The organism is Pseudomonas sp. FW305-70, from assembly GCF_058783925.1.
In genome coordinates this window covers 73,161-87,900 of record NZ_JBYSYZ010000013.1, presented here as the reverse complement: position 1 = coordinate 87,900, position 14,740 = coordinate 73,161, and the positions used below count along the sequence as shown (strand labels likewise).

Here is a 14,740-nt window from a genome sequence, read left to right as displayed (position 1 = left end):
CGTTTCTGGTCGATTGCTGATAGTGGTGACTAATAACATCAGTTCCGGCTCAGAGATAGAAAACCCATGACTTGTCTAGTCGACGAGCGAGCAGCCGGACCGTTAGCAGGTAGTAGTACCGTGTCGCCTCACTGCGGTGGCTCATGCGGTGCTCGAGAAACCAAGCCACATGTTTTCTCTGCCAACCCCAAGGCGTTTCTTGCAGCCAGCGTTCTGCAATTTCAGCCTGGATGATTTTCGCCTGCCGCACATGGCGTTGCCGAGTTGCGTGCGAGCCTGTCAGCACAGCAGCCAAGAACAGCTCCATGTCGAATTTCTTGCTCATACCCGCCCACCAATGTAGGCCGCGACGACGTCAGTTCGACCGTGCCCCAGCTCATAGCTGATTTGCTCTCGCGCCTCACGATCCAGGCACCGATCTACCTGGCAACATTGACCACCGTTGATAGGTGCGCGGTGCTGGGTGATTTGCTCGTAACGCTCACATGCGTACGCCGCTCGTAGTTCATGGAAGCCTTTGAGGTTGTGTGCATGGAGGGTGACGCGCGCAGGACGGATGATTTCCTGCAAAACGTTGAGGTAGCTTTCGTGTGGCGCAATCAGATTGCGGCAACCCACAGGCGACACCTGCTCTGCAAATCCAAGCGCCTCGTGAACATGGTTATCCACCCCGATCCACCGTGGTGCGGAGGCACCGGCGCGCCCCCCTTTGGTACCGTCCTGGATGTTAATTTTGCCGAACTCTTTAGCCTCACGACTTAAACGTGGGAGGTCCGCCAAGATGGCCTCACGCAAGCGCATGCCGGTTGCTCTCGCCAACAAAACAATCGCTGCAGCCCGTAGCTGATGATTGTTGCAAAGTGCATCGATGATCTGCTTAACCTGTTCGCGGTCTTGGCCTTGCGGCACCGAGTGTCGAACCCCGGTGCGCTGCATACCCAGCGTCTTGCTCGGGCTGGGCAATTTCACGTACTGATCACCGCGAAGCGCTGCCATGGTTCGGTTAACGCTGGACAGCCGATTTTGTGCGGTAGCGATGGCGAGATCGCTGCGCTCAACCAGGTGACGCAGATGCTCCGCGTAATCCAGCAAGGTCTGCCGATCAATCTGCCGTGCGTCATTAAATCCCGGGCCATCCTCCGACCGACACCAGCGCACGAACGCCTGCCAACGATCGCTATGCGCTTTGACCGTGCCGTAATGCCCGCCGCCAAACAGATCTTTTAGCGCTTGCGGCCCGGCATAACTCAGATGTCGGCCATAGCCAAAATTGCGCCCATCCCGTCTACCTACGAGTGCCATTTTCGGACTCCTCTCGAAACCAAACCGTTGAAGCTTTCCCCACGTCATCCCGCCAAGAATGTTGAGTGTTATCAGGGATCAAGGCCCCTGCGACCTGTGAGGGTTGTCCACTCACGTGGGACTGGCGGCTCCTTACGACCGGGAGCTTGGGCATCTCATGATCTGGCCTCCTGAGCACTTCCGAAGAAGTGGGCGGGTGGAGGCTGCACTGGCTGACGAGACCAGCGCCGCGAAATCCTGAGTCGGGTGAAGGCAGCGATGCGATGACCGGGGCGTGCCTGACTGTCAGTCAGGTGCAGTCCATTCCGTGGGCTGCGGCACCATCATCTGCATCGCTGTTGCTGGTGATTTCGGTGTTTGTCACGCCGATTGTCACGAGGGGGAATGCCGCAAAGCCTTGTAAGAGTTGGGCTGCAGCAGTGGTAGGAGCGCCCGTCTCTTTCCGGGAGAAAGAGACGGGCGCAGGTTGGCGCACGGGAATGGCCAAGCGGATAGGTTGCTGCAGGGCAGCTATGAAAGGGGGATGAGTTACCGCAGTGGGCACACTGGTAAAAGTAGGCATCCATCACATCGCTGTGACCGTGCGAGCCGCCGGACGCTAATCGCACTTTGGGAGAACCACCACAGTGTGGCGTAGCCTTAAAGGTTCTGGCTACCTGGGGTTGCTGTCAACGACAGCGCTTTGCCCGATCTTTTCTACGCCTGTGGATAATTCGGGTCAAGGCTCGAATTTTTGGGAGTTCTGCGGCTGTGGATGAAATTATCCACCGGTGGAAATCTGTGGTTTTCCACAGACAGTTGCGTGGGCTTTAGATTTTTTAAGTGAGGTCCATCCAAGCAGGGCGGCTTTGCAGCCCTGTTTGGATGGACCCGCGTGGACAAGCGGATCACTGAGATATGAGACCGAGCGCTTACTCGGTTGCGCCACGTTTTGCTTTTAGGCGAGTAACGTTCGCTCCGGTCTGGTTCGCGAATTCGTGTGGAGTGACATGCTCCTGCCGGTTGGCCTCCAGATACCGGCTCCACCAGTTCATGATCAGCCTGCGCTCCTCAATGAACTCAGCCTTGTGGATGTATGCGGCGCGGACGTTATTGCGTTCCTTGTGGCTCATCTGCCTTTCAATAGCGGTCTCGGACCACAGTCCTGATTCAATCAGTGCGCTACAGGCCATTGAGCGAAAGCCATGGCCGCAGATTTCGGTTTTGGTGTCGTAGCCCATCTTTCTGAGTGCGCTGTTCACCGTGTTTTCAGACATGGGTTTCCAGGGCTTGGCATCGCCTGCAAACACCAGGTCGAATTCGCCAGTGATGGCGTGGATCTGTTCAAGCAGGGCCACGGCTTGGGGCGATAAGGGCACAAGGTGGATGTCCCCGGCCATCTTCGTACCCCTTGTTGAAAAAGGTACTCCGTCCAACGCGGGTCGAGTGTCCGGTATCTCCCAGGTGCCGCGTTTAAGGTCGAATTCGCTCCAGCGGGCGAATCGCAGTTCGCTGGAGCGTACGAACACATGCAGCGAGAGCATGACCGTCAGCCGGGTAAGTGCGCGGCCTTTGTATGTGTCGATACGCTCCTGCAATTCAGGCAGACGCGATAAGGGTAAAGCAGGGCGGTGAATCACCCTCGGAGCTTTGATCAAACCTTCAAGGTCGGAGGCAGGGTTTGCCGCGATCTGTCGAGCACGTTTCGCCTCGCGCATGATGCTTTGCAGGTAGTTTTGTACCCTTAAAGCGACGTCAATCGTGCCACGCTTCTGGATCGCTTCCAGAGGTTGCATCAGGTCATGGGTGTCCAGATCGACAATAGAGCGAGCGCCGATCAGCGGGAAGACATGGGTTTTGAGGCGGCTCAGGACGGTCTTGGCATGGCCCGGAGCCCATTTGGCAGACATCGCTTTGTGCCAGTCCAGTGCGGCGCTTTCAAAGGTTCGGCCTTTGATTGCAGCCTGCGTCTTGGCTTGGTGTTTGGTCTCTATGGGGTCGATGCCTTTCGCCAGCATCCGTTTGACCTCTAGGCGCTTGTTGCGCGCATCGGCGAGTCCGACCACGGGGTAGCTGCCGAACGAGGTTAGTCCTTCGCGTCCATCAGGTTTGACATACCTGAGACGCCAGCCTTTACGGCCATTGGGTTGGACTAGAAGGTAGAGGCCGTCGCCGTCGAAAAGCTTGTAGGCGCGGTCGGTGGGCTTGGCTGAGCGGCAAGCCGAATCGGAGAGTGGAGCAGTGGTGCGCGACATAAGGGTACTCCCCCTTTATCGAATTACCTTACCCCTAACACTACCCCTAAAACGGTTGGAATCCACCAGTTTCTGACGGAAACCGATGGAACGCCAAAACGAAAAAACCCGCCAGAAGGCGGGTTTTTCGGGGGTTTCAGAGATTTTGAAAGCCTTCTCTGGAACCTTGTATGGTGCCGGCACCAGGAATCGAACCCGGGACCTACTGATTACAAGTCAGTTGCTCTACCATCTGAGCTATACCGGCGTGTCAGGGCGACGATTATAGCGATTGGATAGGTTCTGTAAACCCCTGAATTCTGACTATTTTTGCGCGGACTTCGGGTCAGGCGCGCAGCAGGGTTTTCTTGAGTTTCTGAATGGCTTTCCAGGTTCGACTGTTTTGCATTGCGCGCAGCTGTGCTTCGGCCTGTTCGGCGCGTTGCAGGGCGGCGGCGAGCTGGTGTTCGGCATCGCTGACGGGGTGGCTGAAGTTGTGGCCTTTGCAGAACTGGAACTCGTCCAGGTTGCACGGCGGGATGTCGAAGGCGGGTTTGAGGTTCAGGTGTTCTTCGGCGAGGTAGTAGGTGTTGATGCCGTCGAACAGGATGGAGTGGTAGCCGGCGTCGGTGACGAGGGTTTCCCAGGCCTGGTCGCGGGCCCAAGGGGTTTCGATGAGGATCACCCATGGCCGCCACTGGGTGAAGTCCATGCCGCGCAGGACGGTTTCTTCGTGGCCTTCGACATCGATTTTCAGGAAGTGGATGGCGCGGCCCCGAGCGTGTTCTTCGCAGATGGAGCTCAGGGTGCGGGACTTGATCGTCTGGGTGCGAACGTCCATGCCGGCGTCTTTGTGCATTTTCGCCATGGCCGGGTCGAGGGTCGAGAGGCCGGTGCCGGCGATGCCGTAGAAGGTCAGTTCGTCAGCACTTTCCCCGGCCGCGCATTGCAGGTTGGTGTCCTTGGGGCGTTGCTGGCACAGGGCTTCGTAGTAGTTGGGCATCGGTTCGACGTTGATGCCGGTCCAGCCGTTGTCGTAGAACGCCTTGGTGACCGAGTCATGGGTGGGGTCGTTTGCCCCGACGTCGATGTAGAAGCCGTTCTCGACGGTTTTGAGGGCGCGCCACAGGCGTATGTCTTCGAAATTCTGTGCGTAGGAAATGAACGTCACTGGCGCATCCTGTCGGAGGAATGGTCTTGTTCGTGGCCGCACTGCCGGCGCCCTTGCGTGTGTGTATATCAAGAGTAATGAAAGGGTGCAATTTCCCCTGTCTGCGGTCCGGGATTAGGCGTTTATGTCGTTTTGGTTAAATGCTTATGCACAATGGCATTGGCGGCGCACTGGGTTTAGGCCGAATTTGTGGATCCGTTCTCATTTGTCCGCAAATGCCTGTTTTTTCGATTTTTTATGCGGGTGTACAAAAAATGAACAGTGTGGATTTAGCCCTGAAACAGGCGTAGATATTGGATCCACGATTATTTCATCAACAGAGTTATCCACAGGTCGGATGTGCTTAAGCGCGTTCGGCCAGGAGCAGGAAATTACGCGGTGTGAGCGGGGTTTTGCAGAAGGTGCCGACGCGGACGCTGTAGCCCTGCTCGGCGAGGAAAAGTGCCCGGTCAAGAACCAGCCAAAGCTCCAGTGGGCGTCGGAAAAGTCCGCGTAACAGTTCAAGGTTGCGCACTTCGGCCAGTCGCTGCCAACCGGCGGCTTCGAGGGCTGGCCAATTTTGCGGGCCGACTGTGGATAACTCTTTGAGTGCGGCCAGGTGATGGCAGTAATCGGCAAAGGGTTTGTCCAGCCAGGCGCTGGGCAGGGAAGGGGTCGGCAGATACTCGTCCATGCCGCGCAGTTGCCGCTGCAGCAAGTCGAAGCCCAGGCGCCGGGCCATGGAGGTGTCGCGTTGACGGCGCACGCGGGCGCCAGCGGTGACGGTTTCACTCATGGGCAGCGCGAGGTCGTCGAGGGAAAGCTGTAGGCCGGAGCCTTGGGCGGCCGAGGAAATCGGCGAGTATTGGGCAAGACTGATCCGGTTGTAGCAGCACGGCGCGATGGCGAGCTGTTTACAGCCTGTGGCGCTGGCGAGTTGAATCAGCCGCACATGCAAATCACCGCAGGCGTGAAGCGCGACGGGCGTGTGGTGCGCACTCAGTAAAGTAGCAGCGTCTGTCGCGAGCACATCCTGTTCGATATGCAGCGCATGCAGGTGATGACGCTGGCTGAGTGCCTGGCCGCTGGTTACCAGTGCCGGGTCGTATTCCAGGCAAGTCAGTTGTTGCCCAGGTTGCAGCAGGCGGCGCCCCAAGTGTCCCTTGCCCGAGCACCAGTCCAGCCAATGCTTCGGTGTTTCGCAGAACTGCAATCGACTGGCGAAAGCTTCGATCTGCTGCCATTTGCGCCCCGGTACATCGACGTTCAGCCGATGGCCGGCCGCTTCGAGTGCGTGTGCAGGCAATTCATCCACAGCACTCAAGGCAACGGACATCGATGCCAAGGAAGCAAAGGGTTCCGGCGCATTCAGTAGGGCGGGTTGATTGTGGGCGTTTTCCGCGTCTTCCAGCGACCGCTTGCGTAGCCATTCGGCCAGAGCTGGGTAGGACACTTCCCAGGGAAGCTGCAGATGAGTGAACGGCCGAGCTTTCCACTGTGCCTGATGCTCTGTCAGAAACGCATCCAGCGCGGTGAAGCGGGCGAGCAGGGCCTCGCCCGTCAACACGCCATCCTCAACGTCCTTGGCAGGCATCGACGCGCAACCAGCGCTCCAGCAGCTTGAAGCCGCGCACCAGCACGTAAGCCATCACCAGGTAGAACATGCCCGCGGCGAAGAAGATCTCCACCGGCAGGTAGGTCCGGGCAATGATGGTGCGGGCCATGCCGGTCAGTTCCAGCAGGGTCACGGTGCTGGCCAGGGCGCTGGCCTTGAGCATCAGGATCACTTCGTTGCTGTAGGCCGGCAGGCCGATGCGCGCCGCGCGCGGCAGCATGATGAAGAACAGCGCTTTTGGCTTGGACATGCCCAGTGCCCGTGCCGCTTCGATCTCGCCCGGTGGTATCGCCTGGATGGCGCCGCGCAGGATTTCCGCAATGTAGGCTGCCGTGTGCAGGGTCATGGTCGCCGTGGCGCACCAGAACGGATCGCGCAGGTACGGCCACATCGAACTGTTACGGATCGCGTCGAACTGCGCCAGGCCGTAGTAGACCAGGAACAGTTGAACCAGCAACGGCGTGCCCCGGAAAAAGAAGATGTAGCCGTAGGGAAAGGCCCGCACCCACCACAGGCGCGACGAGCGGGCGATGCCCAGTGGAATGGCCAGCAGCAAACCGGCGATCACGGCGATGGCCACCAGTTCCAGGGTCAGGGTCGCGCCCTGGGCCAGTTTCGGCAGCCACTTGATGATGACTTCCCAGTTCATTGGGTGCTCCTCGCGAAGCCGCGAGCGGCACGTTTTTCCAGGAAGTGCATGCCGGTCATCGCCAGCACCGTCAGGCTCAGGTACATGAACGCGGCCACCATATAGAAGGTGAACGGCTGTTTGGAGACGGTCACGCCGATTTGCGCATGACGCATGATTTCTTCCAGGCCGATCACCGACACCAGCGCGGTGTCCTTCATCAGGATCATGAACAGGTTGCCAAGGCCGGGCAGGGCGATGCGCCACATCTGCGGCATGATCAGCCGGGTGAAGATGCGCCACTTCGACAGGCCCAGGGCCACGCCGGCTTCGCGATGGCCTTTGGGGATGGCGAGGATCGCACCGCGGAACACTTCCGTGGCGTAGGCGCCGAAGCACAGGCCCAGTGCAATCACGCCAGCGGCGAAGGCGTTGAGTTCAAGGTCTGGGTTGCCGAAGAACTCGCCTAGGGCACGCATCAGGTTGACCGTGCCGAAGTAGATCAATAGCACCCAGAGCAATTCCGGGATGCCGCGAACCAGGGTCGAGTAAGTGCCGCCAAGCCATTGCAGCGGCTTGTACGGGGAAGTCTTGGCCAAGGCGCCGAGCAGACCGAGCACCAGCCCCAGGCACAGGGCCGAGAGTGCCAGTTTCACAGTCATCAGCGCGCCAGCGGCGAGCGCCGGGCCGAATCCGTAGAGGTCGATAATCATGGATTTCTTTTCAAATCGCGGCAGGCAAGGCCGAGAACCGGCGCCATCAGGCGCCGGTCAGGCAGGTCAGTATCAATAGATGCTGAACGGGAAGTACTTGTCGTTGATCTTCTTGTAGGTGCCGTCAGCGACGATTTCTTTGAGTGCGGTGTTCAGCTTCTCGCGGATCGGGTCCTTCTTGCGCACGGCAATACCGATCTTGTCGCTTTCTTCCACCGGGTCGCCCTTGAACTCGTAGGCACGGCCAGCGTCGCTTTTCAGCCATTCGTAGTTGACGTACTTGTCGGCCAGGATGCCGTCCAGGCGGCCGGAAGTCAGGTCGAGGTAGGCGTTTTCCTGGGTGTCGTAGAGCTTGATGGTGATGTCGTCACCATAGTTGTCTTCCAGGAAGGTGCCGGCCAGGGTCGCGCGCTGGGCGCCGATGATCTTGCCTTTGAGCGCCGCCTTGTCGGTTTTGAAGTCGATGTCTTTCTTGGCGATGAACTGCAGCTTGTTGGAGTAGTACGGGTCGGTGAAGTCCACCGCTTGCTTGCGCTCGTCGGTGATCGACATCGAGGAGATCAGGAAGTCGAACTTCTTGGCGTTGAGGGCCGGGATTATGCCGTCCCAGTCGGAGGTCACGACGGTGCACTCGACTTTCATCTTGGCGCACAGCGCGTCGCCGATCTCTTTGTCGAAGCCGACGACATTGCCACTGGCATCTTTGTTGTTGAACGGCGGGTAGGCCGCTTCGATGCCCATCTTCAGGGTTTCGGCCATGGCACCGGCGCTGAACGCCAGGGTGACGGCGGCAGCCAGGAAGACCTTTTTGTAGTTCTGCATGTGGATAGCTCCGTTAGCGGTTGCTGGACATGAATTGTTTGCAGCGCGCCGAAAGCGGGTTTTCGAACACCTGCTGTGGCGATCCTTGCTCTTCTACCAGGCCCTGGTGGAGGAACACCACTTCGCTGGAGACCTGACGGGCGAAGCCCATTTCGTGGGTCACGAGCAGCATGGTGCGGCCTTCTTCGGCCAGCGCGCGGATGACATTAAGTACTTCCTGGACCATTTCCGGGTCAAGCGCGGAGGTGGGCTCGTCGAACAGGATGACCTTGGGCTGCATGGCCAGGGTGCGGGCGATGGCCGCGCGTTGTTGCTGGCCGCCGGACAATTGCGCCGGGTAGGCGTGGCGCTTGTCGGCGATGCCGACCTTGGCCAGCAGGGCTTCGGCGACTTCGATGGCTTCGGCCTTGCTCTGGCCGAGCACGCGGCGCGGGGCTTCGATGATGTTGTCGAGCACGCTCATGTGCGGCCACAGGTTAAAGTTTTGAAATACAAAACCGATTTCGCTGCGCAGGCGATTGATCTGCTTGCCGTCGGCGGCCACCAGCTCGCCGTTCTTCGCAGCCTTGAGCTTGAGTTCTTCGCCGGCCACCAGGATCTGGCCCTGGTGCGGGTTTTCCAGCAGGTTGATGCAGCGCAGGAACGTGGACTTGCCGGAGCCGGAGGAACCCAGGATCGAGATCACATCGCCGTCGCGGGCGGTCAGCGAGATGCCTTTGAGCACCTCCAGCGAACCGTAGCGTTTATGCAAGTTGCGGATTTCAAGCGCGGGCGTGGCCTCAGCCATGTGCGTTCCTCATATATGTTGCGCTCCTGCTCTTGGCGGCCTTCCTGGCGAGGCGGCCAACCTAGCATAGCGTTTCAATGGCAGCCAACAGCGCTACGGACGGTAAACGGCTGGTACGTGGCAGGTTGTCGCATCGGCGCAGCAGACTGTCGCCCCATCAACAACCGAACAGCCGTTTGAACCTTGCTGTCGATAAAAAGCGCGGTGGCTGCCGCAAAAAAAGGCGCGATGTTGCCAGCTTTGACAGGGTGTTGGAAGCGCTATCCGGCCAAATGCACCGCTTGTGCACTTTTAATGTGCGCGCAGCCATTTTCAGGTGTGTTTCCGGTGCGCTGATTCACCACACAAAGTGGGTCGCAGGGTAACGCTCTGGCAAAGTGCCATTAAATTCAATGGGTTGCGATGACTGTCCGGTCGAGGCGAGGCCGCCGGGTTAGAGGGTTTTGAAATATTTTGGCGCAATTATTGCGTGCAGAATCCAGAACGCCCTGTTGGCTTCTTTTTACGAGAAGGTCCGCCGAACGGGATGCACGCATTCGCTTCTCCTTACAAAGGTAGTTTTAATGAGCAGTACCCAAAGCTCTAATGGCCTCGAACAGGGGCTCAAACCGCGCCATGTGACCATGCTGTCGATTGCCGGGGTTATCGGCGCCGGCTTGTTCGTCGGCTCGGGTCACGCCATCGCCGCTGCAGGTCCGGCTGTTCTGTTGGCTTACGCCGCCGCCGGCATGTTGGTGGTGCTGGTGATGCGCATGCTCGGCGAAATGGCCGTTGCCTCGCCGGACACCGGTTCGTTTTCGACTTACGCCGACCGCGCGATCGGTCACTGGGCCGGCTTCACCATCGGCTGGTTGTACTGGTGGTTCTGGGTTCTGGTGATCCCGTTGGAAGCCAACGCTGCCGCGACCATCCTGCATGCCTGGTTCCCTGGCGTGGATATCTGGGCCTTCGCCCTGGTCATCACGATGCTGTTGACCGTGACCAACCTGTTCAGCGTGAAGAACTACGGTGAATTCGAGTTCTGGTTCGCCCTGATCAAAGTGTTGGCCATCATCGGTTTCATCATTCTCGGCGTAGCGGCGATCTTCGGCTTCCTGCCGAACAGCCAGGTCAGCGGCGTTTCGCATCTGTTCGACACCCAGGGCTTCCTGCCAAACGGCATGGGCGCAGTACTGGGCGCGATCCTGACCACCATGTTCTCCTTCATGGGTACCGAGATCGTGACCATCGCGGCCGCGGAATCGAAAAACCCTGGCAAGCAAATCTCCAAGGCCACGAACTCGGTGATCTGGCGGATCGGCTTGTTCTACCTCGTGTCGATCTTCATCGTTGTGGCCCTGGTGCCTTGGAACGACCCGGTACTGGCAAGCCTGGGCTCCTACCAGACCGTGCTTGAGCGCATGGGCATCCCGAATGCCAAGATGATCGTCGACATCGTGGTACTGGTTGCTGTGACCAGCTGCCTGAACTCGGCGCTCTACACCTCGTCGCGGATGCTGTTCTCCCTGGGCAAACGCGGTGATGCACCGGCCATGTCCACGCGCACCAACAAAAGTGGCACGCCTTACTGGGCGGTGATGTTGTCCACTGGTGCTGCGTTCCTGGCAACATTCGCCAACTACGTGGCCCCGGCTGCCGTGTTCGAATTCCTGCTGGCAAGCTCCGGCGCCATCGCATTGCTGGTGTACCTGGTGATCGCGATTTCGCAACTGCGCATGCGCAAGCAGCGTATGGCTCGTGGTGAGAAAATCGTCTTCAGCATGTGGCTTTTCCCGGGCCTGACCTACGCGGTGATCGTCTTCATCGTTGCGGCCCTGACCATCATGCTGTTCCAGGATGCCCATCGTGTGGAAATCCTCGCGACCGGCTTGCTTAGCGCCCTGGTAGTAGCAGCCGGCTTGCTGGTGGCTCGCCGTCGTCGCAACGAGAGTGGGGTTGCGGCGGTCGCCCGCTGAGTCTTCTGGCGTAAAGCTAACGTTGTTGAAGAAACAAAGAACGGCCTCTGGTAACAGCGGCCGTTCTTTGTATTTTTGATCGTCAGAATGTCTCGCGTTCCTGATCGGCGGGTTGCTCGCGGCCATTCATGCAATCCGAACCGGCCTGATTAGTGTCGTACCAACGGTCCCATATGTCTCCGGTTACGGCGATGTTGTGAGCTTTGCCGACATTCAGACCGGGCTGTTTAAAGCTGCGTGGCATGACGACCGCCTCAGGCAGCAAGACCGGTTCCTTGTCATCACTCATTCAGCGGATTTCGGTGGTTCCAACATGATTTCAATGGCCTGCCGATAACTGTCCAGAGCAGTACCGAAATCTTTGATGACTTCGGGGTCTTCCAGCCAGCGTTGTGCGGTTTCACGATCAATGCCATCAGCCCACATGCGGTAGTCGATGAGCATGTCGGCAGCCAAATGTGTGGCAGCCATGGACTCGTCCTCGGCATTCTCCAAGTCGAGCAGATCTGGCTCGTCGCTGATTATTGTGCTGAGAGATACCAGCATGCTCACCAGCATGTTGACGCGACCTCTTTCTGCTTCTTCCTCTTGCATATTGCTGAACATGGTCAGGATATTTTCAGCAATCCCGTCTTCTCCTTCGGGCAGTTCATCTGCATCGAAGAGTCCGTCTACTTCAGTCGGATCGTTGATGCCAGCCAAAGGCGGTCGGCCGCTGATTCGGATCTGCTTGGCTTTGGCTTTTGCACGCTTGGCGCGTTTCTGTTGCTTGTTCAGGGAGGCCATGGGAACTCAGTTCGGTTTCTGTTGGGTTTGCGCGGCAATGGCGTTGGACGCCGCCACATAGTCGGCCTGGAAGGCCGGAGATTCGATCCACGCCAGGGCGCCGGCTTCGTCTGTTTCGGCCGACCATTGGCGATATTCGATCAGCGCGGCGAGGATGAAGTCCATCGCGCCTTCTTCGCCTTCCTGCTCGTACACCAGCTCCAGCAACGGGTCTTCGAGGAAGGCTGTGCACATGGCTTGCTGGCTGATCTTTTCGGCGTCGATCATTTTCTTGAACAGTTCGGTCAGGTCCACCGATTCGAAATCGATGCGATCGTCGTTCGGGTCCAGTTCGACCGGCGCGGCGGCCCGCTGGGTGCGGTTCTGCTTGGCCTTGGCCTTGGCGCGGGAGGCGCGTTTGTGCTGCTTGTTGGCGGAGGCCATGGGCGTCGTTCCGTATTCGTTGAAAGGGCAATTGACTTAGCTGTGCGGTACTCGCCGCCCGGGGGTATCGGGGGCCAGTTCGCCGTTTTGCAGCCAGGCCAATGCAATGGGCCATAGTGTGGCTTGGTATGGGCTGCGAAAAAAGGCGAAATGTCCGACTTCTTCTTCGCCGATGTCTTCGGGATGGATACGCAGGTGAGCGTTTGTACTGCCGGTGAAGTAGCTGAGCAGGCGTTCGATGGCCGGGACCGTGCCGTAAGGATCATCACTGATGCTGATGGCCAGGGTTTGTGCGGTGACGTCGGCAAAGGGCAGTTGCCCGCTTGTTGTGCTGATCGCGCGGCCGCTGGAGCGTTTTTCGTAACGGGCAGTGGACAGGCTCCAGTCACGGACCACGCCGGCGGGCGTGTCCTCCAGCCATCCGAGGCGTTTACCCGGAAAGTAGCCGTAGATCATCGTCACCAGTGGCATCAGCACATGCCACTTGGCAAACATCCGCCAGCGAAGGGCGGGTGCATAGTCGCGCCAGTAGGCGAATTGCGCTCCGACCGTCACCAGACGCCGGATCAGGTGCCCGGACGCCCCCAGGCCCGCTGCGCAGCCGCCAAAGCTGTGGCCGACCACATCGATAGGCTGCCCGGGGAACTCACGCTGTGCGCGCTTGAGCATCGCCTCGAAATCCAGCGCTCCCCAATCGGTCCATGAGGCCTTGAGACCTTTGAGCGATGCCGGCCGCGACTCGCCGATGCCGCGGTAGTCATAGGTGATGACGTCGAAGCCGTGATCGAACAGATAGTCGGCGAAGCGCGAGTAATGACGACAACGGACCGAGGTGGCGGCGTTGATGATGACGACCGGACGAGCGGCATCCCGGGACGGGTGTCGCCAGGTGAAACCACCGAGGACAAAGCCGTCTGCAGCGGTTTCCTTGAACGGTTCGCCGGACGCAACGCGTTGCAACGGCAACTCGATTTGAGTTGGGACGAGTGAAGGCGTTTCCTGCAAATTCATCGGCGTCGGACCTTTGCGGGTAGCTGCCAACGATAGTCTTGATGCCGTTGATGAACAATCCATTGGCCTCAACGCAGTGATTGATCGGGCAATCGTTCTTCAAGGGCCGCCCGTTCCCGATCCAGTTCGTTACGGAGTTCCTCTTCGCTCGGCAGGACGAGCTTGTACTTGCTGGCGAGCAGTTGTTCGCTTCCTTCCCGCATTGAGTAGCGCACCACGGATTCATCTTTTTGCGCACGGAGAATGATGCCGACGGTAGGGCTGTCTTGCGCGCTGTGTTTCAGGTCGTCGTACATGCGCAGGTACATGTCCATCTGCCCCACATCCTGATGGGTCAGTTCACTGCGCTTGATATCGAAGATGACGAAGCATTTGAGCAAGTAGTTGTAGAACACCAGATCGATGTAGAAGTCTTTGCTGTCGGTACTGATGCGTTGCTGGCGGGCAATGAACGCGAAACCCCTGCCCAGCTCCAGCAAGAAGCCTTGCAGCTGTTCGATCAACGCCTGTTCGATCCCGCTTTCCTGAAGCTTGCCGGCATTGGGCAAGCCCAGAAACTCCATTACCACCGGGTCACGGATGAAGTCCCGAGGGCTGGCCTTCATGTTTTGAATGTTGGTGGCGGCCTCCTGCTTGACACTGCCGCGATCTCGGCTCGCCAGCAGGCGTTCGTAGTACAGCGTATTGATCTGGCGTTCCAGGGCGCGGCTTGACCAGTTTTGGGTGGCTGATTCGTTCATGTACCAGAGACGGGCGCTGTCGTTGTCGACCCGAAGCAGGTGGCGGTAGTGGCTCCAGCTCAATTCGAGACGCAGTGCGTCACGAATTGGAAACGCCTGATAAAACTGGCGCATTTTTCGCAGATTGGTTTCGTCAAAGCCTTTCCCGAATTCTGCAGTAAGCCTGTTTGCCAGGGTCGACAGTATCTCTTTGCCATACCTCACCCGCCGAGCGCCTTCCTGCTCGAACTCGACGATATGTCGACCAATCTGCCAACAGGTTTGCACCTGAACGGTATCGACCGCCCGAAGCACCTTCTGACGTGCCTGATGGATCGATTTGCCAAGGTTCCCAAGCAGTGAAGCCAGATAGGGGTCGTGAGTGTCGTTGGGTGTGAGGGCCGTCATGAGGTCTTCCGCAGCAGATTGGATAGCGAAAGAGAATGACCAGTGAGCACCCTTCGAAGCTGCCGGGAGTGACTGAAAAACAGGCAGGAAATGCCGGGTTCGCTGGCAGGACGCGTCGGAGGGCAGGCGAGGGCTGAGGAGCAAATGGCGTAGTACGTTTCGTACTCAGGCCAAATCAATCTAAAACCCCGCCCTGCGACTGGAAATC

15 protein-coding genes and 1 tRNA gene are annotated in these 14,740 nt (G+C 58.6%); 1 reads left to right on the top strand and 15 read right to left on the bottom strand.

Annotated elements, in window-relative coordinates:
- Positions 1-49: 49 nt before the first annotated feature.
- From AC3WN7_RS12795 to AC3WN7_RS12750, 10 genes are all read right to left on the bottom strand, one after another.
- A complete protein-coding gene (locus AC3WN7_RS12795; RefSeq protein ID WP_102673930.1) occupies positions 50-325 on the bottom strand; it encodes a hypothetical protein in 276 nt (91 codons plus the stop codon).
- A complete protein-coding gene (locus tag AC3WN7_RS12790) occupies positions 322-1,302 on the bottom strand; it encodes an integrase domain-containing protein (protein ID WP_102673929.1) in 981 nt (326 codons plus the stop codon). The genes AC3WN7_RS12795 and AC3WN7_RS12790 overlap by 4 nt, the downstream gene beginning before the upstream one ends.
- Positions 1,303-2,213: 911 nt before the next feature.
- Positions 2,214-3,536: a tyrosine-type recombinase/integrase gene (locus AC3WN7_RS12785; RefSeq protein ID WP_102673928.1), complete on the bottom strand. Its 1,323-nt coding sequence runs from the start codon at positions 3,534-3,536 to the stop codon at positions 2,214-2,216.
- Positions 3,537-3,707: 171 nt separating this feature from the next.
- A tRNA-Thr gene (locus tag AC3WN7_RS12780) sits at positions 3,708-3,783 on the bottom strand.
- Between the two features lie 78 nt (positions 3,784-3,861).
- The gene (locus AC3WN7_RS12775; RefSeq protein ID WP_102673927.1) at positions 3,862-4,686 is read right to left on the bottom strand and encodes an FkbM family methyltransferase; all 825 of its coding nucleotides are present in this window, start codon (positions 4,684-4,686) and stop codon (positions 3,862-3,864) included.
- Positions 4,687-5,029: 343 nt separating this feature from the next.
- Positions 5,030-6,259: a methyltransferase gene (locus tag AC3WN7_RS12770; protein ID WP_102673926.1), complete on the bottom strand. Its 1,230-nt coding sequence runs from the start codon at positions 6,257-6,259 to the stop codon at positions 5,030-5,032.
- Positions 6,240-6,929: an ABC transporter permease gene (locus AC3WN7_RS12765; RefSeq protein WP_015093059.1), complete on the bottom strand. Its 690-nt coding sequence runs from the start codon at positions 6,927-6,929 to the stop codon at positions 6,240-6,242. Before AC3WN7_RS12765 ends, AC3WN7_RS12770 begins: the two co-directional genes overlap by 20 nt.
- Positions 6,926-7,621: an ABC transporter permease gene (locus AC3WN7_RS12760; protein ID WP_015093060.1), complete on the bottom strand. Its 696-nt coding sequence runs from the start codon at positions 7,619-7,621 to the stop codon at positions 6,926-6,928. Before AC3WN7_RS12760 ends, AC3WN7_RS12765 begins: the two co-directional genes overlap by 4 nt.
- Positions 7,622-7,693: 72 nt before the next feature.
- Positions 7,694-8,443 (bottom strand): ABC transporter substrate-binding protein, encoded by a 750-nt coding sequence (locus AC3WN7_RS12755; protein ID WP_095964553.1) that lies wholly within the window; start codon positions 8,441-8,443, stop codon positions 7,694-7,696.
- Between the two features lie 13 nt (positions 8,444-8,456).
- Positions 8,457-9,230, bottom strand: a complete 774-nt coding sequence (locus tag AC3WN7_RS12750; protein WP_007972784.1) for an ABC transporter ATP-binding protein — start codon at positions 9,228-9,230, stop codon at positions 8,457-8,459.
- Between the two features lie 563 nt (positions 9,231-9,793).
- Here AC3WN7_RS12750 and gabP point away from each other — a divergent pair.
- On the top strand, positions 9,794-11,185 hold the full coding sequence (gene gabP, locus AC3WN7_RS12745) for a GABA permease (protein WP_102673925.1): 1,392 nt from the start codon (positions 9,794-9,796) through the stop codon (positions 11,183-11,185).
- 82 nt (positions 11,186-11,267) lie between these two features.
- Here gabP and AC3WN7_RS12740 read toward each other — a convergent pair whose 3' ends face one another.
- From AC3WN7_RS12740 to AC3WN7_RS12720, 5 genes are all read right to left on the bottom strand, one after another.
- On the bottom strand, positions 11,268-11,474 hold the full coding sequence (locus AC3WN7_RS12740) for an AbrB/MazE/SpoVT family DNA-binding domain-containing protein (RefSeq protein ID WP_102673924.1): 207 nt from the start codon (positions 11,472-11,474) through the stop codon (positions 11,268-11,270).
- Positions 11,471-11,971, bottom strand: a complete 501-nt coding sequence (locus tag AC3WN7_RS12735; RefSeq protein WP_102673923.1) for a hypothetical protein — start codon at positions 11,969-11,971, stop codon at positions 11,471-11,473. Before AC3WN7_RS12735 ends, AC3WN7_RS12740 begins: the two co-directional genes overlap by 4 nt.
- A 6-nt stretch (positions 11,972-11,977) precedes the next feature.
- Entirely contained in the window at positions 11,978-12,394 is a 417-nt protein-coding gene (locus AC3WN7_RS12730; RefSeq protein WP_102673922.1) for a hypothetical protein, read from the bottom strand.
- Positions 12,395-12,430: 36 nt separating this feature from the next.
- On the bottom strand, positions 12,431-13,405 hold the full coding sequence (locus tag AC3WN7_RS12725) for an alpha/beta hydrolase family protein (protein WP_102673921.1): 975 nt from the start codon (positions 13,403-13,405) through the stop codon (positions 12,431-12,433).
- 68 nt (positions 13,406-13,473) lie between these two features.
- Positions 13,474-14,532 (bottom strand): PDDEXK nuclease domain-containing protein, encoded by a 1,059-nt coding sequence (locus tag AC3WN7_RS12720; protein WP_102673920.1) that lies wholly within the window; start codon positions 14,530-14,532, stop codon positions 13,474-13,476.
- Positions 14,533-14,740: the final 208 nt, after the last annotated feature.

Bases quoted from the DNA above. Each gene is read 5' to 3' on its own strand.
- gabP (WP_102673925.1), top strand. From the start codon at position 9,794: ATGAGCAGTACCCAAAGCTCTAATGGCCTCGAACAGGGGCTCAAACCG.
- AC3WN7_RS12765 (WP_015093059.1), bottom strand. From the start codon at position 6,929: ATGAACTGGGAAGTCATCATCAAGTGGCTGCCGAAACTGGCCCAGGGC.
- AC3WN7_RS12720 (WP_102673920.1), bottom strand. From the start codon at position 14,532: ATGACGGCCCTCACACCCAACGACACTCACGACCCCTATCTGGCTTCA.
- AC3WN7_RS12770 (WP_102673926.1), bottom strand. From the start codon at position 6,259: ATGCCTGCCAAGGACGTTGAGGATGGCGTGTTGACGGGCGAGGCCCTG.
- AC3WN7_RS12750 (WP_007972784.1), bottom strand. From the start codon at position 9,230: ATGGCTGAGGCCACGCCCGCGCTTGAAATCCGCAACTTGCATAAACGC.
- AC3WN7_RS12760 (WP_015093060.1), bottom strand. From the start codon at position 7,621: ATGATTATCGACCTCTACGGATTCGGCCCGGCGCTCGCCGCTGGCGCG.
- AC3WN7_RS12755 (WP_095964553.1), bottom strand. From the start codon at position 8,443: ATGCAGAACTACAAAAAGGTCTTCCTGGCTGCCGCCGTCACCCTGGCG.
- AC3WN7_RS12735 (WP_102673923.1), bottom strand. From the start codon at position 11,971: ATGGCCTCCCTGAACAAGCAACAGAAACGCGCCAAGCGTGCAAAAGCC.
- AC3WN7_RS12740 (WP_102673924.1), bottom strand. From the start codon at position 11,474: ATGAGTGATGACAAGGAACCGGTCTTGCTGCCTGAGGCGGTCGTCATG.
- AC3WN7_RS12790 (WP_102673929.1), bottom strand. From the start codon at position 1,302: ATGGCACTCGTAGGTAGACGGGATGGGCGCAATTTTGGCTATGGCCGA.
- AC3WN7_RS12725 (WP_102673921.1), bottom strand. From the start codon at position 13,405: ATGAATTTGCAGGAAACGCCTTCACTCGTCCCAACTCAAATCGAGTTG.
- AC3WN7_RS12785 (WP_102673928.1), bottom strand. From the start codon at position 3,536: ATGTCGCGCACCACTGCTCCACTCTCCGATTCGGCTTGCCGCTCAGCC.
- AC3WN7_RS12730 (WP_102673922.1), bottom strand. From the start codon at position 12,394: ATGGCCTCCGCCAACAAGCAGCACAAACGCGCCTCCCGCGCCAAGGCC.
- AC3WN7_RS12795 (WP_102673930.1), bottom strand. From the start codon at position 325: ATGAGCAAGAAATTCGACATGGAGCTGTTCTTGGCTGCTGTGCTGACA.